Origin of the sequence: Duganella rivi (assembly GCF_009857435.1) — a bacterium.
GTDB lineage: Bacteria > Pseudomonadota > Gammaproteobacteria > Burkholderiales > Burkholderiaceae_D > Rugamonas > Rugamonas rivi.
On sequence record NZ_WWCK01000002.1, the window covers coordinates 518,451 to 540,741 of the forward strand.

A 22,291-nucleotide genomic window follows, 5' to 3' on the forward strand; every position below is an offset into this window, starting at 1 on the left:
GTTTAAATCTCAACCAAAAGACTATTAGAGGTTTTTTAAAATGGCAGACACCGAAAAGCAAACCCTTGGATTCCAAGCCGAAGTGAAACAGCTGCTGCAGCTGATGATTCACTCCCTGTACTCCAATAAAGAGATTTTCCTGCGCGAGCTGATTTCCAACGCGTCCGATGCGTCCGACAAGCTGCGTTTTGAAGCGATCAACAACGACGCCCTGTACGGCAACGACCACGAACTGAAAATCAAGGTCAGCTTCGACAAGGCCGCGCGCACCATCACCATCTCCGACAACGGCATCGGCATGAGCCGCGACGAGGCGATTTCGCACCTCGGCACCATCGCCAAGTCGGGCACCAAGGAATTCTTCGGCAAGTTGTCCGGCGACCAGCAGCAGGACGCGGCCCTGATCGGCCAATTCGGCGTCGGTTTCTATTCCGGCTTCATCGTCGCCGACAAGATCACCGTTGAATCGCGCCGCGCCGGTGCAGCCGCCTCGGAAGGCGTGCGCTGGGAATCGGCCGGCGAAGGCGACTACTCGGTCGAGCAGATCGAGAAAGTAGGTCGCGGCACCGACATCATCCTGCACCTGCGCGAAGGCGAGGACGAGCTGCTGTCGTCGTGGAAGATCAAGTCCATCATCCGCAAGTACTCGGACCACATCTCGCTGCCTATCGTGATGCAGAAAGAAGAGTGGGATCAAGAGAAAAACGAAACCGTCCTCAAAGACGAGCTGGAAACCGTCAATCAGGCCAGCGCGCTGTGGGCCCGCAGCAAGTCCGACATCACGCCGGAACAGTACGACGAATTCTACAAGCACGTGTCGCACGACTTCCAGCCACCGCTGACCCACACCCACAACCGCGTGGAAGGCCGCAGCGAGTACACCCAGCTGCTGTACATTCCAACCAAGGCGCCGTTCGACCTGTGGGACCGCAACAAGCGTGGCGGCATCAAGCTGTACGTCAAGCGCGTGTTCATCATGGACGACGCCGAACAACTGATGCCGACCTACCTGCGCTTCGTCAAGGGCGTGATCGACTCCGCTGACCTGCCGCTGAACGTCTCGCGCGAAATCCTGCAAGAGTCGCGCGACGTAAAAGTGATCCGCGACGGCTCGACCAAGCGCGTGATCGGCATGCTCGAAGAACTGGCCAACGCCGACGAGCAAGAGAAGAAGGACAAGTACCAGACCTTCTGGACCGAATTCGGCCAAGTGCTGAAAGAGGGCATCGGCGAAGACGCGGCCAACAAGGACCGCCTGGCCAAGCTGCTGCGCTTTGCTTCGACCGCCAATGACAGCGATGAGCAAATCACCTCGCTGGAACAGTACATCGCGCGCGCCAAGGAAGGCCAGGACAAGATTTACTACGTCACCGCCGATAACTACGTGGCCGCGAAAAACAGCCCGCACCTCGAAATCTTCCGCAAGAAGGGTGTCGAAGTGCTGCTGCTGACCGACCGCGTGGACGAATGGATGCTGTCGTTCCTGACCGAGTTCGAAGGCAAGGAACTGGTCTCGGTGGCCAAAGGCGGCCTGGATCTGGGCGCGCTGGAAGATGAAGCCGAGAAGAAGGAACACGAGGAAACCGAAACCTCGTACAAGGATCTGGTCGCGAAGATGAAGGAAGTGCTGGCCGATAAAGCCAAGGACGTACGCGTGACTTTCCGCCTGACCGATTCGCCTGCCTGCCTGGTGGCGGACGAGCACGAGCTGTCGGGCAACCTGCTGCGCATGCTAAAGGCCGCAGGCCAGGCGGCGCCGGAGTCCAAGCCTATCCTCGAAATCAATCCTGACCACCCGCTGGTGCAGCGCTTGAAGACCGAAGACGTGGCCAGCTCGTTCAGCGACTGGTCTAACCTGCTGTTCGATCAAGCCTTGCTGGCTGAAGGCGGCTCGCTCAGCGATCCGGCTTCCTTCGTCAAGCGCCTGAACGAACTGCTGCTGGCAAAATAAGCTGTGCAGTGTCCCGGAGTGTTGTGATAACTTTACGTTTCACATCACTCCGGGGCGTTTATGAAGAAATCCGCACTTGCGCTGGCCGTTCTGGCCAGTGCGCTCCTTTCCGCACACGCGCAAAATTCGCTGCCGAGCGAAACGCCTGATGAATTCAAGGCGCCGGTCGACAGCTTCGATTACGTCAAGCGCTCGGTCATGATCCCGATGCGCGACGGCGTCAAACTTAATACCGTCATCGTTATCCCGCGCAAAGCCCGCAACGCGCCGATGCTGCTTACCCGCACGCCGTATAACGCCGCCGAGATGACCAATCACGCCGAGAGCTCGCAGATGGAATCCATCTTGCAGGGCTATGACAACGAAGCCGCCATCATTGCGCGCGGCGGCTATATCCGCGTGGTACAGGACGTGCGCGGCAAGTACGGCTCGGAGGGCGATTACGTGATGAATCGCCCGATGGCCGGCACCGCGCTCAATCCCACTCAGGTCGACCATTCCACCGATGCGTGGGACACCATCGAATGGCTCACCAAGAACGTGCCGGAGTCGAACGGCAAGGTTGGCATCATCGGCGGTTCCTACGATGGCTACTTGCCGCTGATCGCGCTGGTGAATCCGCATCCGGCGCTGAAAGTGGCCGTGCCCATGAATCCGATGGTGGACGGCTGGCGCGGCGACGACTGGTTCCACAACGGCGCTTTCCGCCAGATCAACCTGCCTTACATACTTGAGCAGGGCGTCACGCGCCGCAACGAGGCGCGCTGGTTCACCAGCCATTACGACGATTACGATGTTTATTTGCGCGCCGGGTCGGCCGGCGAGCTGGCGCGCCAGCGCGGCCTGGATCAGAGCGGTTTCTGGCGCAAGGTAGTGGCGCATCCTTCCTACGACGAGTTCTGGCAAAGCCAGGCCGTCGACAAGATACTCGCCAAGCAGCCGGTCACGGTGCCGACCATGCTGGTGCATAGCCTGTGGGATGCCGAAGATATTTACGGCGCCATCGCGGTCTACAAGGCGATGAAGCCGAACGACAAGGACAACAAGGTCTACCTCGTAATGGGGCCTTGGGACCACGGCGGCCAAAGCGGCGACGGTAACAAGCTCGGGCCGGTCAAGTTCAACAGCGATACCGGCCTGCTGTTCCGCGAAGAGATTTTGCGCCCCTTCCTCGACCGCTACTTGAAAGACGATGCGCCGTTCATCAATCTCGCGCCGGTGACCGCGTTCGAGACCGGCATCAACAAGTGGCGCGCGCTGGAGCGGTGGCCGGCCGGCTGCTTGTCCGGCTGCGCCATCACGCCCGCTACCTTGCGCCTGGCCGCCAACGCCAAGCTCAATTTGACCAACGCCGCTCCCGTGCCACTGGGCGCGCCCGCGCAAAAGAACGGCTACGACGAATACATTTCCGACCCTGCCAAGCCGGTGCCGTTCCGCCAGCGTCCGATCCTGCCGGTCGGCTACGACGAGGCCAAGGGCCAGACCTGGTCGCGCTGGCTGGCCGACGACCAGCGCGAAGCTTCCGGCCGTACCGACGTGCTGACTTATACCAGCGGCGTGCTGACCGCGCCGGTGAAGATTGCCGGCGAACCGATCGCCAACCTGCTGGCCTCCACCAGCGGCAGCGATGCCGACTGGGTGGTCAAGCTGATCGACGTTTATCCAGACCAAGTGGCGGCGCAGCCGGAGATGGGCGGTTACCAGCTGATGATTTCGGCCGACATCTTCCGCGGCCGCTACCGCGAAAGCCTGTCCACGGCCAAGCCGATTACCGCCAATACACCGCTGGCTTACCGCTTCGCGCTGCCGACGGCCAACCACGTGTTCCTGCCCGGCCACCGCATCATGGTGCAGATCCAGTCCAGCTGGTTCCCGCTGTATGACCGCAATCCGCAGACCTTTGTGCAGAATATCTTCTACGCCCAGCCTGCGGATTACAAGAAGGCCACCCAGCGCATCTACCACGACAGCTACATCGAGCTGCCGCTGGTCAGCGCAACGGTCAGGTAGCCCTGGGCTTGCGGCGGCGCGCCACCAGCAGTACCGCAGGCAGCCCCAGACCCAGCATGGCGATGCCGGCCGGCTCGGGCACCGGTGTGGCCGGCGCGAGGAAGCCGCGAATCTCGCCATTTGGATAAGCCGTGGTGTGGATGTTGAGGTAGGCGCTGCCAGCGTTGAGAGCCGCGAGCAGTGCCGCCTCGGCGCCGGCCGTAGTGCCGCCATTGGCGCTCAGGAAGGCTGAACTCCAGCTGGCAGCCAGCGAAGTGTTATAAACATTGTGGTAGGCGCCAGTTTGCACGCCCACGGGGAAGCCGCCAAAGGTCGGCGTCTCGGTCGCCACGCCTGCTGTGCCGTCGCCTGGCGTACTGGTGCAGCAATGGATATGGGCCGCCGTGCTGTCACTGAACAGGCCCGCGAAGGCCGCGTTGATTTCCAATACGTGGGTGGTAGTGTCGAACTTGACGGAGGCTGCACCGATCCCCTCCGTGGTGTTGGGCGGCGCCTCTTTGGCCCCAGTGAGGATGGTGGTGTAGGTGGCGGCGCTGGCGCTCGCCATGGCGGCGCACATCAGGCCAGTTGCGCCTGCTGCGGCCGCCCAGTTGCGGATGTTTTGTTTCATACTTCCTCCCTTTGTTGGTGTTTAACTTAGAGAGGGCAGCCGCGCGCAAGTTCCCTGGTTAGAGTGCTGTTCGGAGGGCGAACAGTTCGGGGAACAGTACCACGTCCAGCATCTTGCGCAGGTAGCTGACGCCGGCCGTGCCGCCGGTGCCGGTCTTGAAGCCGATGATGCGCTCGACCGTGGTCACGTGGCGGAAGCGCCAGAAGCGGAACGCGGTTTCCATGTCCACCAGTTTCTCGGCCAGCTCGTACAGCGCCCAGTAGCGGGTCGGGTCGCGGTAGACTTCCAGCCACGCTTGCTGAACCGATTCGTCGGCAGCGGTCGGCTGAGTCGGGTCGGCGTTCAGGCGTTCGACGGAAATCGGCAGGCCGTTGCGGGCCAGCAGCTTGATGGCCTCGTCGTAGATCGACGGCGTGGCCAGCGCTTCTTGCAGCAGCGGGAATTCCGGCGTGGTGGCGTGCACGTTGAGTAGCGCCGCGTTCTTGTTACCGAGGATGAACTCGATCTCGCGGTACTGGTAGGACTGGAAGCCCGACGAGGCACCGAGGTAAGGGCGGATCGCCGTGTATTCCGGCGGCGTCATGGTGGCCAGCACGTCCCATGCATGCACCAGCTGGTCCATGATGCGGGCCACGCGGGCCAGCATCTTGAAGGCCGGCGGCAAGTCGTCCGCCTGCAGGTGGGTGCGCACGGCGCGCATTTCGTGCAGCATCAGCTTCATCCACAATTCGCTGGTCTGGTGCTGGATAATGAACAGCATCTCATTGTGGTTGGGCGACAGCGGGTGCTGGGCGTGCAGGATCTGGTTCAGGCCCAGATAGTCGCCGTAGCTCATATCGTTGCTGAAGTCCATTTGCGCGCCGTGCCACTTGGCGTCGGCGGCAGGCGCGGCGGCATGCATCGGGCAGCCGGATGGTTTGTTATCGCTCATACTGTTTATCTCGTTATTAAGTGACGGCGTCGCGCTTGGCATCGACATTGTAGTCTTGGCGGTCGAGGATATCGCGCAGGATTTCCACCGCATCCCATACATCAGCATAGCTGGTGTACAGCGGCGTGAAGCCGAAGCGCATGATGGCCGGTTCGCGGTAGTCGCCGATCACGCCGCGCGCGATCAGGGCTTGCATCACTGCGTAGCCGTGCGGATGGGTGAAGCTGACGTGGCTGCCGCGCTGGGCGTGCTCGCGCGGCGTGACCAGGCCCAGAGGATGGGCGGCGCAGCGCGCTTCCACCAGTTCAATAAACAGGTCGGTCAAGGCCAGCGACTTGGCGCGGATGGCGGCCATGGTGGTCTGGCGATGCACATCGAGGCCGCATTCGACCAAGGCCAGCGAGACGATAGGCTGGGTGCCGCACAGCGCGCGGGCAATGCCGTCGGCCGGCTGGAAGTCGGGCGCCATGGCAAACGGCGCGGCGTGGCCCCACCAGCCGGACAGCGGCTGCTGGAAGCTGGCCTGGAGCTTCTTCGGCACCCAGATGAAGGCTGGCGCGCCGGGGCCGCCGTTCAGGTACTTATAAGTGCAGCCCACCGCGAGGTCGGCGCCGTCCTTGTTCAGATCGACCGGCACTGCGCCGGCCGAGTGCGCCAAATCCCAAACGATCAGCGCGCCGGAGGCGTGGGCGAGGGCGCTGGTGGCCTGCATATCGTACTGGTAGCCGGTGCGGTAGTTCACGTGGGTCAGCATCACCACGGCAGTGTCGGCGTCGACGGCGGCCGGCAGCTGTTCCGGGCTGTCGATCAGGCGCAGGGTGTAGCCGCGATCCAGCCATGCGGTCAGGCCTTGGGCCATGTAAATATCGGTCGGGAAGTTGGAGCGCTCGGTGACGATCACGCGGCGGCCGGCGCGCACCGGATCGTGCGCTTGCATCATCAAGGCGGCGGCCAGCGCTTTGAACAGGTTGATCGAGGTGGTGTCGGTGACGACGACTTCGCCGTCGACGCCGCCAATCAGCGGCGCCAGCAGGTTGCCGAGGCGCTTGGGCAGCTCGAACCAGCCTGCGCTATTCCAGCTGCGGATCAGGTCGTGCCCCCATTCCTGTGCAATCACTTGCTGGGCGCGGGCGAGGGCGGCTTTCGGGCGAGCGCCCAAAGAGTTGCCATCCAGATAAATAACGCCGGCCGGCAGGTCGAATTGATCGCGGAGCGGGGCGAGCGGATCCTGTGCGTCGCGCTCCAGGCAGTGATTGCGAGTAGTCATTTGGACAAATGTTTGAGGTCTAAAGCAGCGAGTTTAACCTGAAAAACACGCTGCCGAGCCGCTTTTTCAGCGGCCCAACCGCTCGCAAACCCGCATGAATGCTGGGCTTGAGCACTTTTTTAAAAATTTTTCGATTTTTTTCAAAAAAACCCTAAAGTTCCCAAAATCGCTGCCGTTACCGTTCTTAGATGTGCGGGAAACCGTGCATCGAAGCAGTTGAAAACTTTTTTGAAAATTTTTAAAAATTTTTCGAAAAAACCCTAAAGTTTCCAAAAGGGCTGCCGTTACTGGTTTAGATGTCGCAAAAAAGAGTCGTTTTCCCGCTTTATTTTTCGATCAAAACAAGGCTTTTCTTGAAGCTTGTATCCAGCAAGAAACCTACGCTGCAAGGGCGTAGATGAGTGATCTGCGAGTGTTTGTCAGACAAACACCGACAGGTCGCGTTCGTCATTTCCCGACTAAAAATACGGAGAGTTACCTCTTCTCGGCATTTTGTTGCTCAAGCAGAATGTATCTCAACGGAAACGCAAATGTGTTCCGACAGAGAGAAAACTGTGAGGAGTAGGGAAAATGACCGCAAACGACATGATGGCTGAAATTCGCGACGCAAACCTGAGCTACTTGATGCTGGCTCAGCAAATGATCCGCGCCGACAAAGTCACCGCGATCTTCCGCCTCGGCATCGCCGCCGAAATCGCCGACCTGATCGAAGGCATGAGCAATGCGCAGATCCTGAAGCTGGCAGGCGGCAATATGATGCTGGCCCGCTTCCGCTTTGACGACAGCGCCATCCTCTCCATGCTGACCAACTACAACAAGGATCGCGTGCTGGCCCAGTCGCACGCCGCCATCCTGATGGCCGGCCAGCCGGTTGAAGAGATCGTTTAATCGTCAGCGCACCGGAGCACAGATCATGGCCACCAAGAAAAGCGTCGTATCGGAAGCCCAGGAAATCCAGCTGGCCATTGAACTGATCCAGCTCGGCGCCCGCCTGCAACTGCTGGAGTCGGAAGTGTCGCTGTCGCGCGAACGCCTGCTCAAGCTGTACAAGGAGCTGAAAGGCGTGTCGCCGCCGAAGGGCATGCTGCCGTTCTCGACCGATTGGTTCCTGACCTGGCAGCCGAATATCCATTCCTCGCTGTTCATCAACATCCACGCCTTCCTCGTGACCCACGCCGGCGCCACCGGCATCGAGGCGGTGATGAAAGCGTACAAGCTGTATCTCGAACAAATGCCGCCGGAACCGGGCGAAGAGCCGCTGTTGTCGCTGACCCGCGCTTGGACGCTGGTGCGCTTCTTCAGCAGCAAGATGCTGGAAACCGCGCCGTGCACCAAGTGCCAAGGCAAATACGTGGTCAACGCCATGGATCTGAACGGCAGCTACGTTTGCGGCCTGTGCCACATGCCTTCGCGTGCCGGCAAGACCAAAAAATCCCGCGAAGTGGAAGCATTGGCGGCATAATGCCAGCGTGACCTCACCTTATTTTCAACGCATCGCCCGCGCACCTGCCGTCCGGGCCATGCTGATCCAGTGCGGCGCCATGCCGCTCACGCTGGCCGTCATCTACATGGCGGCCAGCTTTCGTTTCCCCGTTGATTATCTGACCGTGGCCGTGGTGCAGGGCGTGCTGGCGGCCGCGCTGACCTGGAAGCTGGCGCTGGCCGGCTGGTGGTGGCGTGCGATCCAGCTGCTGTTCCCGCTGGCGATTCTGACCGCACTGGCGCTGCAACTGCCAACGTGGCTGTTTGGCGCCGCCTTCCTGCTGCTGCTTGGCTGGTACTGGTCGACTTTCCGCACCCAGGTGCCGTACTACCCATCCAGCCCGGCCGTGTGGGATGCGGTGCGCCAGTTGCTGCCGGCCGACAAGGCGCCACGCGTGATCGACATCGGCAGCGGACTTGGCGGTTTCGTGCTGTATTTATCGCGGGTGCGGCCCGATGCGCAGGTCAGCGGTATCGAACTAGCGCCGCTGCCGTTCTTATATAGCTGGCTGCGCGCCAAGCTGGCCGGCGGCCGCGCCCAGTTCCTGCTCGGCGACTACGAAAAACTCGACTTCAGCCAGTTCGACCTGGTGTTCGCCTATCTGTCACCGGCCGCCATGCCGGGATTGTGGCGCAAGGCATCGGCTGAAATGTGTCCCGGCTCGATGCTGGCAAGCTATGAATTTATCGTCGAGGAAAGATCGCCGGATCGCATCGTGCATGCCACAGAGGGGGACGTTCCACTCTACATATGGTACTTTTAAGCATCATTTGACGTTATTCACTTGCCCGCCTACCCCTACTCAGGATATTGTAGTTCTATATGTAAATTATTTAAAAACCGGCCGCGACCAGACACAATTCGGCCGGTTTTCGCACTGGGGAGTCAGGACACTTGTTAGTCATCATTGGATATGTAGTGGTCTGCGTCGGCGTGTTCGGCGGCTTTGCCATGAATGGCGGGCATTTGGCCGCACTGTTTCAGCCGCTGGAGCTGGTCATGATCGGCGGCGGGGCGGCGGGCGCGTTCTTGGTTGGTAACAATACCAAGACCCTGAAATCCACGCTGGCCGCGATTCCGACCCTGTTCAAGGGCTCGCGCTACACCAAGGATCTCTATATGGAGATGATGTCCTTGCTGTTCGACGTGCTGTCCAAGGTGCGCAAGGAAGGCCTGATGTCGATCGAGGGCGATATCGATAGCCCGGAGCAAAGCCCGCTGTTCAGCAAGTACCCGAGCGTGCTGGAAGACCACCACATCGTGGAATTCATGACCGATTACCTGCGCCTCATGGTGTCGGGCAATATGGATGCGTTCCAGATCGAGAACCTGATGGACATCGAGATCGAGACCCACCACCACGAGGGCGCCGCGCCGGCCCACGCGATCGCCAAGCTGGGCGACGGCATGCCGGCTTTCGGTATCGTGGCGGCGGTGATGGGCGTGGTGCACACCATGGAATCGGTGGGCTTGCCGCCTGCCGAGCTGGGCATCCTGATCGCGCACGCGCTGGTCGGTACCTTCCTCGGTATTCTGCTGGCTTATGGTTTCGTCGGCCCGCTGTCGAGCCTGCTGGAGCAGAAGCTGGATGAGTCGACCAAGATGTACCAGTGCGTCAAAGTCACGCTGCTGGCCAGCCTGAACGGCTACGCGCCTGCGCTGGCGGTGGAATTCGGCCGCAAGGTGCTGTACTCGACCGAGCGCCCGACCTTCAACGAGCTCGAAGATCACATCAAGAAATCGAAGTCGAAGTAAGCCATGCAGCGCACTATTACTAGCTTAAGGAATCATCATGGCTGAAGAGGGCTTACGGCCTATCATCGTCAAGCGCATCAAGAAGGGCGGCGGCGGACACCACGGCGGCGCCTGGAAGATTGCGTATGCCGACTTCGTGACGGCAATGATGGCCTTCTTCCTGCTGATGTGGCTGCTCGGCTCGACCACCAAGGGCGACCTTAACGGCATTTCCGAATACTTCAAGACGCCGCTCAAGGTTGCTATGCAAGGCGGCTCGGGCAGCGGCGACAGCTCCTCCATCCTGCAAGGCGGCGGCAAGGACTTGACCCGCACCGAAGGACAGGTCAAGGCCAGCGACGACCCCACCGTCAAGAAAACCTTCAACCTGACCGCGGCCAAGGCGGCCATGGAAGCGGAAGAAAACCAGCGCCTGAAAGCGCTCAAGGAAAAGATCGAGAACAAGATCGAGGCCAACCCGCTGCTCAAGAAATACAAGGAACAGCTGCTGCTCGACATCACCAACGACGGCCTGCGGATCCAGATCGTCGACGAGCAAAACCGCCCGATGTTCGCGCTGGCCAAGGCCGAGCTGCAGCCGTACACCAAGGAGATCCTGCACGAGATCGGCTTCGTGCTGAACGACGTGCCGAACCGCATCGGCCTGTCCGGCCACACCGACTCCACGCCCTATATGAGCGAGACCGGCTACAGCAACTGGGAACTGTCGGCCGACCGCGCCAACGCCTCGCGCCGCGAGCTGATTGCCGGCGGCATGAACGACGCCAAGGTGCTGCGCGTGGTGGGGCTGGCCTCGGCCGTCAACCTCGACAAGGCTGATCCGTTCAACCCGATCAACCGCCGCATCAGCATCGTGGTGATGAACAAGCGCGCCGAAGAGAGCGTGCTGCGCGATGGCCGCAAGATGGAAGTCGGGGCGGAGGAAGAGCCGGCGCCGGCCGCCGCACCCGCTGCCGCGCGCTCCGGCCCACCGGTGAGAAAGTAAGCAAGCGAAGTAGAACGAGACTGTTATGACGAGAAAAAAAATTCTGGGTTCCCACGTCAAGCGCCTGCTGTCCGGCGTGTCTGACCACGGTCGCCGGCACCTGACCGAAGTCGAGACCGACCTGATCCAGACTGGCCTGCTGCTGGAGGAAGCGATAGAAAAGCTGTCCTTCAACTTCATGGCCATCCACCAGACGGTGGAGGCGGAACAGGCCACCATCCAGTTGCTGCTGGACGGCGGCACCGCCACGCCCGAGCAGCGCGCCCAGCTGGAGGCGCTGCAAGGGCAGGTGGGCAATTACGTGAACGCCGCTATCACCAGCCTGCAATTCCAGGACATGACCAGCCAGTTGCTGGACCGTACGCTCAAGCGTGTGACCGGCTTGCGCGAGTTTCTCGGTACCTTGGGCGCCCATGGCGCGGAAATGCTGCCCGAAAGCGATAACGAGCAAATCGTCGAGCTGCTGGGCAAAGTCAGCATGGCGCTGGCCATTCAAAGCCTGGAGTTGCGCAGCGTGCTGCGCAAGGCGGTCAGCCAGCAACACCTGGAGAGCGGCGACATCGAGCTGTTCTAAGAACTATTAAACATGATTTACTGAGTGAGAAAAAGATGGCTAAGACTATACTTGCGGTTGATGATTCCAGTTCCCTGCGCCAGATGGTGGCCTTCAGCCTGAAAGCGGCCGGCTACCAGGTGGTGGAAGCCGTGGACGGCCAGGACGGCCTGGAAAAAGCCAAGCTGCAGAACGTCGACATGGTGCTGACCGACCAGAACATGCCGCGCATGGACGGCCTGGAACTGATCAAGCTCCTGCGCGAGCTGCCAAGCTACGCCAAGACCCCCATCCTGATGCTGACCACCGAATCGTCCGACGAGATGAAAGCCAAGGGCCGCGCCGCCGGCGCCAATGGCTGGCTGGTCAAGCCTTTCGACCCACAGCGGCTTATCGAGGTAGTGAAAAAGGTCATCGGCTGATAGAGAGCGCGCAATGATGCTGACTGTACAAGCCATCCGTATCGGAGTATCACCATGACCATCGATATAAGCCAGTTTTACCAGGTCTTTTTCGATGAGGCCGAGGAACTGCTGGCTGAAATGGAACGGCTGCTGCTGGCCGTCGACGTGGAATCGCCCGATGCCGAAGATCTGAACGCGATCTTCCGCACCGCCCACTCCGTGAAGGGCGGCGCCTCCACGTTCGGCGTGACCGACATGACCGAGGTCACCCACGTGCTGGAAACCCTGCTGGACCGCATCCGCAAGGGCGAAATGGCGTTGACCGCCGAGCACGTGGACGCCTTCCTGGCCGCCAAAGACATCCTGAAAATGCAGCTGGACGGCCACCGTCTGGGCAGCGACGTCGATCAAGACGCCGTCGCCAACGTGCGCATGATGCTGCAATCGCTGGCGCAAGACGTGCCGGTGGGCGCGCTGGCGCCGGTGGCGCCGGCCTTCAATGCGCCGGAGACCAAGCAGGTCGATCACAGCGGCGGCCGCCGCTACCGGCTTGAACTGCCGGCCATGCAGCACCGCGAGGTGCAGGCGCTGGGCGAGGAGCTGGGCCTGATGGGCCACGTCTCGATCACGCCGCTCGATAAAGACCGCAATTCGATGGTGGTCACCACGCACGAAAGCCTGGACGACATCATTGCCATCTGCTCCTTCGTGCTGAACCCGGACGAGATGAAGATCGACGAGTTGCCGGCGCTGACCGACGACCAGGCCAGGCTGGAAAACGCCGCCCGCGCCAAGGTCGAGGACGAGCTGGGCTACGGCTTCTTCGACGTGGCCGAGCTGAAGCCGGCTGGCGCCAGCGGCGAAGGCTATGGTTTCTTCCAGCCGCTCGACGAGATCCGCGCCAACGCCAGTGCCGCCTCTGAAGATGCGCAAGGCTATGGCTTCTTCCAGCCGGTCGAGCAAATCCGCGCCGCTGCCGGCATCGTGATTGAAACGCCGCCGGAAGAAGAAAAGAAAGTCGTCAAGAAGGAAGAAAAGGAAAAGGAAAAGGAAAAAACGCCGCAGGGCGCCGAGTCTTCCTCGATCCGCGTGTCGATTGAAAAGGTCGACCAGCTGATTAACCTGGTGGGCGAGCTGGTGATCACGCAAGCGATGATCGAGCAGCGCGTCGACACGCTCGATCCGATGGTGCACCAGCGACTGCTCAACAGCGTCAGCCAGCTGACCCGCAACACCCGCGACTTGCAAGAAGCAGTGATGTCGATCCGCATGATGCCGATGGACTTCGTGTTCTCGCGCTTCCCGCGCATGGTGCGCGACCTCGCGCACAAGCTGGGCAAGAAGGTCGATTTCATCACCAACGGCGCCGCCACTGAGCTGGACAAAGGCCTGATCGAGCGCATTGTCGATCCGCTGACCCACCTGGTGCGCAACTCGATCGACCACGGCATTGAAATGCCGGACGTGCGCCGCGCCGGCGGCAAGAGCGACGCCGGCCGCCTGTTCCTGTCGGCCTCGCACCAAGGCGGGAACATCATCATCGAGGTGTCGGACGACGGTGGCGGCCTCAACCGTGAGAAAATCCTCGCCAAGGCGCAGCAGAACGGCTTGCCGGTGTCGGACACCATGAGCGATGCGGAAGTCTGGCAGCTGATCTTCGCGCCGGGCTTCTCCACCGCCGAAACCGTGACCGACGTGTCGGGCCGAGGCGTGGGCATGGACGTGGTCAAGCGTAATATCACTGCCATGGGTGGCGTGGTGGACATCCGCTCGGCCAAGGGCTTCGGCACCACCATCTCGATTTCGCTGCCGCTGACGCTGGCGATCCTGGATGGCATGTCGATCCGCGTGGGCGAGGAAATCTACATCCTGCCGTTGGGCTTCGTGATCGAGTCGCTGCAGCCGGCGCCGGAAGACGTCAAGGAAATCAGCGGCAAGGGCCGCGTCATCAAGGTGCGCGGGGAATACCTGCCGCTGGTGCCGCTGTACCAGATGTTCGACATCACGCCGCGCTTCGCCGACCCGTGCAAGGGTATCGTCATCATTGTTGAAACCGATGGCCGCAAGGCCGGCCTGTTTGTGGACGAGCTGGTCGGCCAGCAGCAGGTGGTGGTCAAGAACCTCGAATCCAACTACCGCAAGGTGGCGGGCATTTCCGGGGCCACGATTTTGGGCGACGGCGGCGTGTCGCTGATTCTGGATGTCGCCGCGCTGATCCGCTCGTCGCGCCAGCTGGCGGACGAATCGATTTTTTCTTCATAGGGGGCCAACATGGCAGAGATACAAACCGCGGTAGCAGCAAGCGACATCGCCGGCCACGAATACCTGGCCTTCAAGCTGGGTTCGGAAGAGTACGGCATCGACATCCTGAAGGTGCAGGAAATCCGCGGCTACGAGGCGGTCACCCGCATCGCCAACGCGCCGGAATTCATCAAGGGCGTGATCAACCTGCGCGGCATCATCATTCCGGTGGTCGACATGCGCATCAAGTTCAACCTGGGCTCGCCGGTGTATGATCAGTTCACCGTGGTCATCATCTTGAACATTGCCGGCCGCATCGTCGGCATGGTGGTGGACTCGGTGTCCGACGTCACCACCCTGACGCCGGAACAAGTGAAGCCGGCGCCGGAAATGGGCACCGCCTTCAGCAGCGATTACATGATCGGCCTGGGCACCATCGATGAGCGTATGCTGATCCTGGTGAACATCGACAAATTGATGTCCAGCCCGGAAATGGGCTTGATCGAACAACTGGCCGCCTGATTCCAGGCAGCCAACCCGCCGGCGCCCCGAACCTGCGCCGGCCTCGCATGACTACGGACGCGTCCCAAAAAGAAGGCCGCGCCGCCATATCACGACACAGCATAGACAAGAGGGGAGATTCACAATGAATTTACGCGACTTCAAAATCGGCGCACGGCTGCGCATCGGTTTCGGCATTATTTTGCTGATCTTGGTCGCCATTGTTTTAATGACCAACTACCTGAACTACAGCAATAAGAGCAAGCTGACGCAGGGGTTGGAAACGGCTACGACCAAGAATCTGCAAGCCGGTACCATGAAGAGCGCGATGCTGGAAACCGGCATTGCCATGCGCAATATCGGCCTGCAATCGGACGTCAGCCTGATGCAGAAGGAAGAGCAAAAGGTCAAAGACCAGCGCACCCGCTACGACAAGGCCTTGAACGAATTGAAGGCGCAGGGCGTGAACGAGGCCGAGAAGAAAGTGCTGGCCGACCTGGCCGCGCTGGAAGCCGACACCGACGCCGCGTTTAAAGAAGCTATCGGCCAGATCCTGGCGTTTAACAGCGAGGGCGGCGCCAAGGTGATTTCCGGCCGCATCGACCCGCTCAATAACCAGACGCTGGTACTGATTAACAAGCTGGTCGATATGCAGCAGGCCAACGCCAAGGAAGTGATGGCCGGTTCGGTTACCGCCGACCGCAGCCTGATGGTGGTGCTGTTCGTGCTGGGCGGCGTGGCCGTGGCGCTGGGCGTGGTATGCGCGACCGTGATTACCCGTTCGATTACCATGCCGCTGTCGGGCGCGGTGGGAGTGGCGCAGAAAGTGGCTGCCGGCGAACTGACTTGCCACGTGCAGGTGGAAGGCAAGGATGAAACCAGCGAGCTGCTGCAGGCGCTGAAAGACATGGCGGAAAGCCTGGCCAAGACCGTGGGCGACGTGCGCAACGGCACCGAGCTGATCTCGACTGCCTCGCAGGAAATCGCTTCCGGCAATGCCGACCTGTCGGCGCGTACCGAGTCGCAGGCCAGCTCGCTGGAAGAAACCGCGTCGTCGATGGAAGAACTGACTTCGACCGTGAAGCAGAATGCGGACAATGCGCGCCAGGCCAACCAGTTGGCAGTGAGCGCGTCGTCGGTGGCGGAGAAGGGCGGTACGGTGGTGTCGCAAGTGGTGCAAACCATGGGCTCGATCACCGAATCGTCGCGCAAGATTGCCGACATTATTTCGGTCATTGACGGCATCGCCTTCCAGACCAATATCCTGGCGCTGAATGCGGCGGTGGAAGCGGCGCGCGCCGGTGAGCAAGGCCGCGGCTTTGCGGTGGTGGCGTCCGAGGTGCGCAACCTGGCGCAGCGTTCGGCTGGTGCGGCAAAAGAAATTAAAGAGCTGATCAGCGATTCGGTGGAGAAAGTCGATGCCGGCAGCAAGCTGGTGGACGAAGCCGGCCAGACCATGGATCTGATCGTGACCTCGATCCGCCAGGTGGCCGACATCATGGGCGAGATCACGGCGGCAACGCAAGAGCAGAGCAACGGCATTGAGGAAGTCAACCAGGCCATCTCGCAGATGGATGAAATGACGCAGCAAAATGCCGCGCTGGTGGAACAAGCCGCCGCCGCCGCCGAGAGCATGCAAGAGCAGGCCGAGCTGCTGTCGCAAGCGGTCAGCATCTTCAAGCTGTCGCACGACGAAGGCATGCGTCGCGCAGCACCGGCGCCACGTCGCGCTCCGGTGGCAGCTGCACCAGCACCGGCGCCGGCGCCAGCCATTGCCGCGCCGCGTCCGAAGCCAGTAGCCGCACCAAAGAAAGCCCCAGCCCCCGCCGCATCGGGTGGCGATGAGTGGGAAGAGTTTTAACCCGTCGCACCGGCGAAAGCCGGTGTCCATGCTGAGTGTGTATGGACACCGGCCTGCGCCGATGTGACGTGGCCATAAAGGATTTAAGCTATGCCGCCATCTAAAGACACAGTCAAGGAATTTGACTTTAACGCCAAGGATTTCGAGCGCGTTCGCGGCTTGATCTACAAGCGCGCCGGCATCTCGCTGGCCGACAGCAAGCAAGAGATGGTCTACAGCCGACTGGCGCGGCGCCTGCGCGCCACCGGCATTGGCTCCTTCGCCAAATACCTGGACGACCTCGAAGCCGGCCGCCTCGGCGAAGAGTGGGAATCGTTCACCAACGCCCTGACCACCAACCTGACCTCGTTCTTCCGCGAGGCCCACCACTTCCCGCTGCTGGCCGAGCACATCAAGAACAAGCGCGAGCCGCTGACCATCTGGTGTTCCGCCGCCTCCACCGGCGAGGAGCCGTACTCGATCGCCATGACCGTGTGCGAAGCGTTCAATACGCTGACGCCCAACTGCCAGATCATCGCCACCGACATCGACACCAATGTGCTGGCGCACGGCGCGCAAGGCGTCTACACCATGGACAGGCTGGACAAGATGGCGCCCGAACGCCAGCGCCGCTTTTTCCTGAAAGGCAAGGGCGACCGCGAAGGCCAGGCCCGCGTGCGGCCGGAGTTGCGTAATATGATCACCTTCAAGCAGCTGAATTTGCTGGCCGACAGCTGGCCGATCAGCGGCCAGTTCGACGTGATCTTCTGCCGCAACGTGATGATTTACTTTGATAAGGCGACCCAGCGCAAGATTCTGTCGCGCTTCGTGCCGCTGATGAAACCGGATGCACTGCTGTTTGCAGGGCACTCGGAGAATTTCCTGTATGTCTCGGAGTCGTTGAAACTGCGCGGCAAAACCGTCTACGAACTGGACGACAACGCTGCGGCCCGCAAAGCACCGCAACGCACATGAGAATAAAACATGGACCTCGAACAATTTGCCACGAACGTTTATTACGATAGGACGTTCGACTGCCAGGCCGCCAAGATTTTGCCGGGCGAGTACTATCACACCAACAAGGACATGCTGATCGTGACCGTGCTGGGTTCCTGCGTGTCGGCCTGCATCCGCGACCGCACCACCGGCCTGGGCGGCATGAACCACTTCATGCTGCCGGATGGCGGCGGCGATACCGGCAGCCCGGTGTCGGCTTCGGCGCGCTACGGTACTTACGCCATGGAGATCCTGATCAATGACTTGCTCAAGGCCGGCGCCAAGCGCGAGAACATGGAAGCCAAGGTGTTTGGCGGCGGCGCGGTGCTGAAGGGCTTCACCGCCATCAACGTCGGCGAGCGCAACGCGGCTTTCGTGCTGAACTTCCTCAAGGTGGAGAAAATCCGCGTGGTGGCGGAAGACTTGAACGATATTTATCCGCGCAAGGTCTACTTCTTCCCGCGCACCGGCAAGGTGCTGGTCAAGAAGCTGATGCAAAGCCATAACGATACCCTGGTCAAACGCGAAATCGAATACGCCAGCCGCCTCAAAGTGGCGCCTGTCGGCGGTGAGATTGACCTGTTCTAAATGCTTAAGAAGGTAGTACTGTGATGAAGACCAAAGTTCTAGTGTGCGACGACTCCGCACTGATCCGCAGTGTAATGACCGAGATCATCAATTCCCAGCCTGACATGGAAGTGGTCGGCGTGGCCCCCGATCCGCTGGTGGCGCGCGAACTGATCAAGCAAACCAATCCCGACGTGCTGACCCTGGATGTCGAGATGCCGAAAATGGACGGCCTCGACTTCCTCGAAAAACTGATGCGCCTGCGGCCGATGCCGGTGGTGATGGTGTCCTCGCTGACCGAGCGCGGCTCCGAGATCACCATGCGCGCGCTGGAGCTGGGCGCTGTCGATTTCGTCACCAAGCCGAAGATTTCGATCCAGGCCGGTATGCGCGAGTACACCGACCTGATCACCGACAAGATCCGCGCCGCCTCCAAGGCCCGCGTGCAGGCGCGCCGCCTGCCGCAGCCGGGCGCCGAGGGGCATGGCGCGACGCCGCTGTCGGCCTTGCGCAACCCGCTGCTGTCGTCGGAAAAGCTGATCATTATCGGCGCCTCCACCGGCGGCACCGAGGCGATCCGCGAATTCCTGATGCAGATGCCGTCCGACTGCCCGGGCATCCTGATCACCCAGCACATGCCGGAAGGCTTTACCCGCTCGTTTGCCAAGCGCCTGGACTCGCTGTGCAAGATCTCGGTGCAGGAAGCGCAGGGCAATGAGCGCGTGCTGCCGGGCCACGCTTACATCGCGCCCGGCCACTCGCACTTGTACCTGACCCGTAGCGGCGCCAACTACATGACCCGCATCGACCAGGCCGAGCCGGTCAACCGCCACCGGCCGTCGGTCGACGTGCTGTTCCGCTCCGCCGCGCAGTGCGCGGGTAAAAACGCGGTTGGGGTTATCCTGACCGGCATGGGCAAGGACGGCGCGGCCGGCATGTTGGAGATGAAGAACGCCGGGGCGTATAATTTTGCGCAGGACGAGGCGAGCTGCGTGGTATTTGGCATGCCGCGTGAGGCGATCGCAGTCGGTGCGGCGCACGAAGTTGGGGCATTGCAAGCACTGCCTGGCATGGTACTAGGTTACCTCGCGCAGCACGGTATGCGTGCTCTGCGTGTTTAAATCTACAACTGTGACGTTTTACTGCTACTTTGTTCGCCTTCAAGCAACGAAAATGCTATCCTACAACTTGTTGCCAATTGTAGGCACTATTAACAACCGCGTAGAGAATCAACGGAGCAATTCATGGCTGATCCAAAGATGAAATTTTTAGTTGTTGACGATTTTTCGACGATGCGTCGCATCGTCCGAAATCTGTTAAAAGAACTGGGTTATGCCAATGTCGACGAGGCAGAAGACGGCGTGATGGCGCTGGCTAAACTGCGTGCAGAGCAGTTCGACTTCGTCGTGTCCGACTGGAACATGCCGAATATGGACGGCCTGACCATGTTGCAAAACATCCGTGCCGATCCAGCGCTGGCCAAGCTGCCAGTGTTGATGGTGACTGCCGAAGCCAAAAAGGAAAACATCATCGCGGCGGCGCAAGCCGGCGCCAACGGCTACGTGGTGAAACCATTCACCGCGGCCACGCTGGACGAAAAACTGAACAAGATCTTCGAGAAACTCGGGGCTTGATATCGTTGAGCAATAAAGCGGGGTTGCGGGCCTGCTTCACGCGATAGCGCCATGCACCAAACCAACTTCCTCGTCCGTGAGCCCCTGCTGGATCCCAAACAGCGGGTGGTGGGGTACGAGCTGACGTGGCAACAAGCCACGGCAGGCGGCTCTTCAACGCTTGATGCGCTGGAGTCGCTGGTTGGATTTGTAGCCAGCCAAGTCCTGGATGAGGATGACGGTTGGCTGCTTCGTGACAAAATCCTTTTCCTAGAAGCAGTGCCGGCGATGTTATCGACCGACGCATTGCACGAATTACCGCCAGAGCGCACCGTACTCTCGATCAAGGCGGCAGAATTAGCCCATCCCGATACTATGGCAGCCGTGCAAGGCTTGCGCGCCGGCGGCGTGGGCGTATTGCTACGCGAGGCGGATCTGACTCGCATCGGCACCCGCTTGCCGACCATGGCCTCGTACGTGGAAATGCGCTTCTCGGGCGCCGACGTGGGCTCGCAGGCGCGTACCTATGCGGCGCTGAAACAGTCTACCGTGGGCATGATTGCGCGCCCGGTCAGCAATTGGGCTGACTTTGACGCTTGCGCGGCGCTGGGCTTGAACGCCTTTGTCGGCAAGTTGCACCTGACCCCGCGTCCCTCGACCGACAACAAGGGCCTGAATCCGGCCCAGACCATCATCATGCAACTGATGCAGATGGTGCGGCAGAATGCCGACATTGCCCAGCTGGAGGCGGTGCTCAAGCGCGATGCAACGCTGTCGTACAAGCTGCTGCGGTTTATCAATTCGGCGGGCTTTGGCGCGGGCAGGGAGGTGCAGTCCTTGCGCCAGGCCTTGACCTTGCTGGGCTACACGCCGCTGTACCGCTGGCTGACCTTGCTGTTGGCGACGGCCAGCACCTCAGGCTACTCGCCGGTGCTGCTGGAGACGGCGGTGGTGCGTGGCCGTCTGGCCGAGTTGCTGGGGCAGGCTGCCTTGGGCAAGAGCGAGGCGGAGAATATCTTCGTGGCGGGTATGTTCTCGCTGCTGGATCGGCTGCTGGGCATCCCGATGCAGGAAGTACTGGCCAACATCCAGCTATCCGAAGACGTGGTCGCCGCACTGCTGACGCGCAGCGGCAAATACGGGCCTTACCTGGCCTTGGCCGAAGCCTGCGAACTGAATTCCGACCTGGTGGCCTCGCTGGCCGCAACGCTAAAGTTGAGCCCGCTGGACGTCAACAAAGCCCACCTCTCGGCCCTGTCCTGGGCCCAAAACGTCGCCGCCTGATCTACATCAAACACTGAACGTGTGATCGTTGACGCACCGGATTGCGCGGCGCATAGTGGCTGCACTATGAACACCAATTCCGACAGAGAGTACATCGATGGCAAGGTTAATGACTTGCGCTCGACGACAGGTGAGCGTTTTGAAGGTGTGCGCATGCAGCACGAAGGGATCAACGCGACGCTAAAAGCGTTAGACCTTAAGATCGATAGCGTAGTCGAGGCCGCAAAGGCAGAGATTATCAAGTGGCTAGCAGGCCTGCTGGTTGCGATGATCACGATGTTTATTGCGACATTCCTCGGGATGGCCAGCTTGATGGTGAACCTGCTGTCGCATCAACCTTCCGCAGTGCTGCCCGCTGCGGCGTCCATCAGCACTCCGGCCGTCATCATCCAGCTAACGCCGCAGGGCACGACCGTGTTGCCGGCCGCGCCGCCTGCGGGTAAGCCTTAGATTTCCAGATTGTCGATCAGGCGGGTCGAGCCGAGCTTGGCTGCGGCCAGCACCACCAGCGGTGCGCCTTGGGCCAGGTCGCCGGCGTTTGGCGGTTGCAGGTCGTTACGCTTGCGGATCGAGATGTAGTCCGGTTTCCAGCCGCGCTTGGCCAGGTCGTCCATCGCCTTGTGCTCCAGCTGGAACACGTCCAGGTGGCCCGAGCGCATTTCGTTGGCGACGAAGTTCAAGGTCTGGTACAGCGCCGGCGCTTCAGCACGCTCCGTCTCCGACAAATACATATTGCGCGACGACAGTGCCAAGCCGTCATCGGCGCGCCACGTTTCAGCCGCGATAATCTCGGTCGGCATGGCGAACTGGCGCGTCATGTTACGGATGATCATCAGCTGCTGGTAATCCTTCTTGCCGAACACCGCCACGCGCGGCTGCACGCATGAGAACAGCTTGGTCACCACCGTGCACACGCCATTGAAGAAGCCCGGGCGGAACTCGCCCTCCAGCGTGTTGCCGAGGCCGTCCGGCGGCTGCACGCGGTATTCCTGCGGCTCTGGGTACAGGTCTTTCTCGGTTGGCGCGAACAGCACGTACACGCCTTCCTTCTCCAGCTTCTCCACGTCCGCCTGGAAGGTGCGCGGGTACTTGTCGAAGTCCTCGTTCGGGCCGAACTGCAGGCGGTTGACGAAGATCGACGCCACCACCGGGTCGCCGTGCTTGCGCGCCAGGCGCATCAGCGACAGGTGGCCCTCGTGCAGATTGCCCATGGTCGGGACAAACGCCGTGCGCAGTTGGCCGCTCAGTTGGTCGCGCAGTTCTTCAATGGAGGTGATGATTTTCATGGTGGTGTACTCAT

General features: G+C 60.8%; 22 protein-coding genes. 18 read left to right on the top strand and 4 right to left on the bottom strand.

Features of this window, described 5'->3' with window-relative positions; genetic code table 11:
* Nucleotides 1–40 precede the first annotated feature (40 nt).
* Entirely contained in the window at nucleotides 41–1,951 is a 1,911-nt protein-coding gene (gene htpG / locus GTP45_RS06895) for a molecular chaperone HtpG (RefSeq protein ID WP_161013128.1), read from the top strand.
* A 60-nt stretch (nucleotides 1,952–2,011) separates the two neighbouring features.
* The gene (locus GTP45_RS06900) at nucleotides 2,012–3,961 is read left to right on the top strand and encodes a CocE/NonD family hydrolase (RefSeq protein WP_161013129.1); all 1,950 of its coding nucleotides are present in this window, start codon (nucleotides 2,012–2,014) and stop codon (nucleotides 3,959–3,961) included.
* On the opposite strand, the gene GTP45_RS06905 is transcribed toward GTP45_RS06900, so the two are convergent.
* The 3 genes from GTP45_RS06905 to kynU are packed head-to-tail and all read right to left on the bottom strand — an operon-like array spanning nucleotide 3,954 to nucleotide 6,769.
* The gene (locus tag GTP45_RS06905) at nucleotides 3,954–4,571 is read right to left on the bottom strand and encodes a CHRD domain-containing protein (RefSeq protein ID WP_161013130.1); all 618 of its coding nucleotides are present in this window, start codon (nucleotides 4,569–4,571) and stop codon (nucleotides 3,954–3,956) included. The genes GTP45_RS06900 and GTP45_RS06905 overlap by 8 nt on opposite strands.
* Nucleotides 4,572–4,629: 58 nt before the next feature.
* Nucleotides 4,630–5,502, bottom strand: coding sequence for a tryptophan 2,3-dioxygenase (kynA, locus tag GTP45_RS06910; protein WP_161013131.1), 873 nt, complete (start codon nucleotides 5,500–5,502; stop codon nucleotides 4,630–4,632).
* 16 nt (nucleotides 5,503–5,518) lie between these two features.
* A complete protein-coding gene (gene kynU / locus GTP45_RS06915; protein WP_161013132.1) occupies nucleotides 5,519–6,769 on the bottom strand; it encodes a kynureninase in 1,251 nt (416 codons plus the stop codon).
* Nucleotides 6,770–7,339: 570 nt separating this feature from the next.
* Between kynU and flhD the strand changes: the two genes are divergently transcribed.
* The 16 genes from flhD to GTP45_RS06995 all read left to right on the top strand — a co-directional run bounded on the left by flhD (nucleotide 7,340) and on the right by GTP45_RS06995 (nucleotide 21,441).
* Entirely contained in the window at nucleotides 7,340–7,657 is a 318-nt protein-coding gene (flhD, locus tag GTP45_RS06920; RefSeq protein WP_090177486.1) for a flagellar transcriptional regulator FlhD, read from the top strand.
* 25 nt (nucleotides 7,658–7,682) lie between these two features.
* The gene (gene flhC, locus GTP45_RS06925) at nucleotides 7,683–8,231 is read left to right on the top strand and encodes a flagellar transcriptional regulator FlhC (protein WP_161013133.1); all 549 of its coding nucleotides are present in this window, start codon (nucleotides 7,683–7,685) and stop codon (nucleotides 8,229–8,231) included.
* A gap of 58 nt (nucleotides 8,232–8,289) precedes the next feature.
* Complete coding sequence (locus tag GTP45_RS06930) at nucleotides 8,290–9,015, top strand: class I SAM-dependent methyltransferase (protein ID WP_161013463.1); 726 nt, start codon at nucleotides 8,290–8,292, stop codon at nucleotides 9,013–9,015.
* Between the two features lie 131 nt (nucleotides 9,016–9,146).
* Nucleotides 9,147–10,007 carry a flagellar motor stator protein MotA gene (motA, locus tag GTP45_RS06935; RefSeq protein ID WP_161013134.1) on the top strand — a complete coding sequence of 287 codons (861 nt, stop codon included), beginning with the start codon at nucleotides 9,147–9,149 and terminating at the stop codon, nucleotides 10,005–10,007.
* Between the two features lie 37 nt (nucleotides 10,008–10,044).
* The gene (gene motB, locus GTP45_RS06940; RefSeq protein ID WP_161013135.1) at nucleotides 10,045–10,992 is read left to right on the top strand and encodes a flagellar motor protein MotB; all 948 of its coding nucleotides are present in this window, start codon (nucleotides 10,045–10,047) and stop codon (nucleotides 10,990–10,992) included.
* Nucleotides 10,993–11,017: 25 nt separating this feature from the next.
* Nucleotides 11,018–11,566, top strand: coding sequence for a chemotaxis protein (locus GTP45_RS06945; RefSeq protein WP_161013136.1), 549 nt, complete (start codon nucleotides 11,018–11,020; stop codon nucleotides 11,564–11,566).
* Between the two features lie 35 nt (nucleotides 11,567–11,601).
* Nucleotides 11,602–11,967, top strand: coding sequence for a response regulator (locus GTP45_RS06950; RefSeq protein ID WP_092273000.1), 366 nt, complete (start codon nucleotides 11,602–11,604; stop codon nucleotides 11,965–11,967).
* A gap of 54 nt (nucleotides 11,968–12,021) precedes the next feature.
* The gene (gene cheA, locus GTP45_RS06955) at nucleotides 12,022–14,211 is read left to right on the top strand and encodes a chemotaxis protein CheA (protein ID WP_161013137.1); all 2,190 of its coding nucleotides are present in this window, start codon (nucleotides 12,022–12,024) and stop codon (nucleotides 14,209–14,211) included.
* 9 nt (nucleotides 14,212–14,220) lie between these two features.
* Nucleotides 14,221–14,712, top strand: a complete 492-nt coding sequence (locus tag GTP45_RS06960; protein WP_161013138.1) for a chemotaxis protein CheW — start codon at nucleotides 14,221–14,223, stop codon at nucleotides 14,710–14,712.
* Nucleotides 14,713–14,836: 124 nt separating this feature from the next.
* Nucleotides 14,837–16,552, top strand: a complete 1,716-nt coding sequence (locus tag GTP45_RS06965; RefSeq protein WP_161013139.1) for a methyl-accepting chemotaxis protein — start codon at nucleotides 14,837–14,839, stop codon at nucleotides 16,550–16,552.
* Nucleotides 16,553–16,642: 90 nt separating this feature from the next.
* Entirely contained in the window at nucleotides 16,643–17,506 is an 864-nt protein-coding gene (locus GTP45_RS06970) for a CheR family methyltransferase (RefSeq protein ID WP_161013140.1), read from the top strand.
* A 9-nt stretch (nucleotides 17,507–17,515) separates the two neighbouring features.
* Nucleotides 17,516–18,115, top strand: coding sequence for a chemoreceptor glutamine deamidase CheD (gene cheD / locus GTP45_RS06975; RefSeq protein ID WP_161013141.1), 600 nt, complete (start codon nucleotides 17,516–17,518; stop codon nucleotides 18,113–18,115).
* Nucleotides 18,116–18,138: 23 nt separating this feature from the next.
* Entirely contained in the window at nucleotides 18,139–19,215 is a 1,077-nt protein-coding gene (locus GTP45_RS06980; RefSeq protein ID WP_161013142.1) for a protein-glutamate methylesterase/protein-glutamine glutaminase, read from the top strand.
* Nucleotides 19,216–19,338: 123 nt separating this feature from the next.
* Complete coding sequence (gene cheY, locus GTP45_RS06985; protein ID WP_028104141.1) at nucleotides 19,339–19,728, top strand: chemotaxis response regulator CheY; 390 nt, start codon at nucleotides 19,339–19,341, stop codon at nucleotides 19,726–19,728.
* A gap of 51 nt (nucleotides 19,729–19,779) precedes the next feature.
* A complete protein-coding gene (locus tag GTP45_RS06990) occupies nucleotides 19,780–20,991 on the top strand; it encodes an EAL and HDOD domain-containing protein (protein WP_161013143.1) in 1,212 nt (403 codons plus the stop codon).
* 66 nt (nucleotides 20,992–21,057) lie between these two features.
* The gene (locus tag GTP45_RS06995) at nucleotides 21,058–21,441 is read left to right on the top strand and encodes a hypothetical protein (RefSeq protein WP_161013144.1); all 384 of its coding nucleotides are present in this window, start codon (nucleotides 21,058–21,060) and stop codon (nucleotides 21,439–21,441) included.
* Here the strand turns inward: GTP45_RS06995 and panC are convergent.
* Nucleotides 21,438–22,277, bottom strand: a complete 840-nt coding sequence (gene panC, locus GTP45_RS07000; protein ID WP_161013145.1) for a pantoate--beta-alanine ligase — start codon at nucleotides 22,275–22,277, stop codon at nucleotides 21,438–21,440. The two genes, GTP45_RS06995 and panC, sit on opposite strands and share 4 nt — an antisense overlap.
* Nucleotides 22,278–22,291 lie beyond the last annotated feature (14 nt).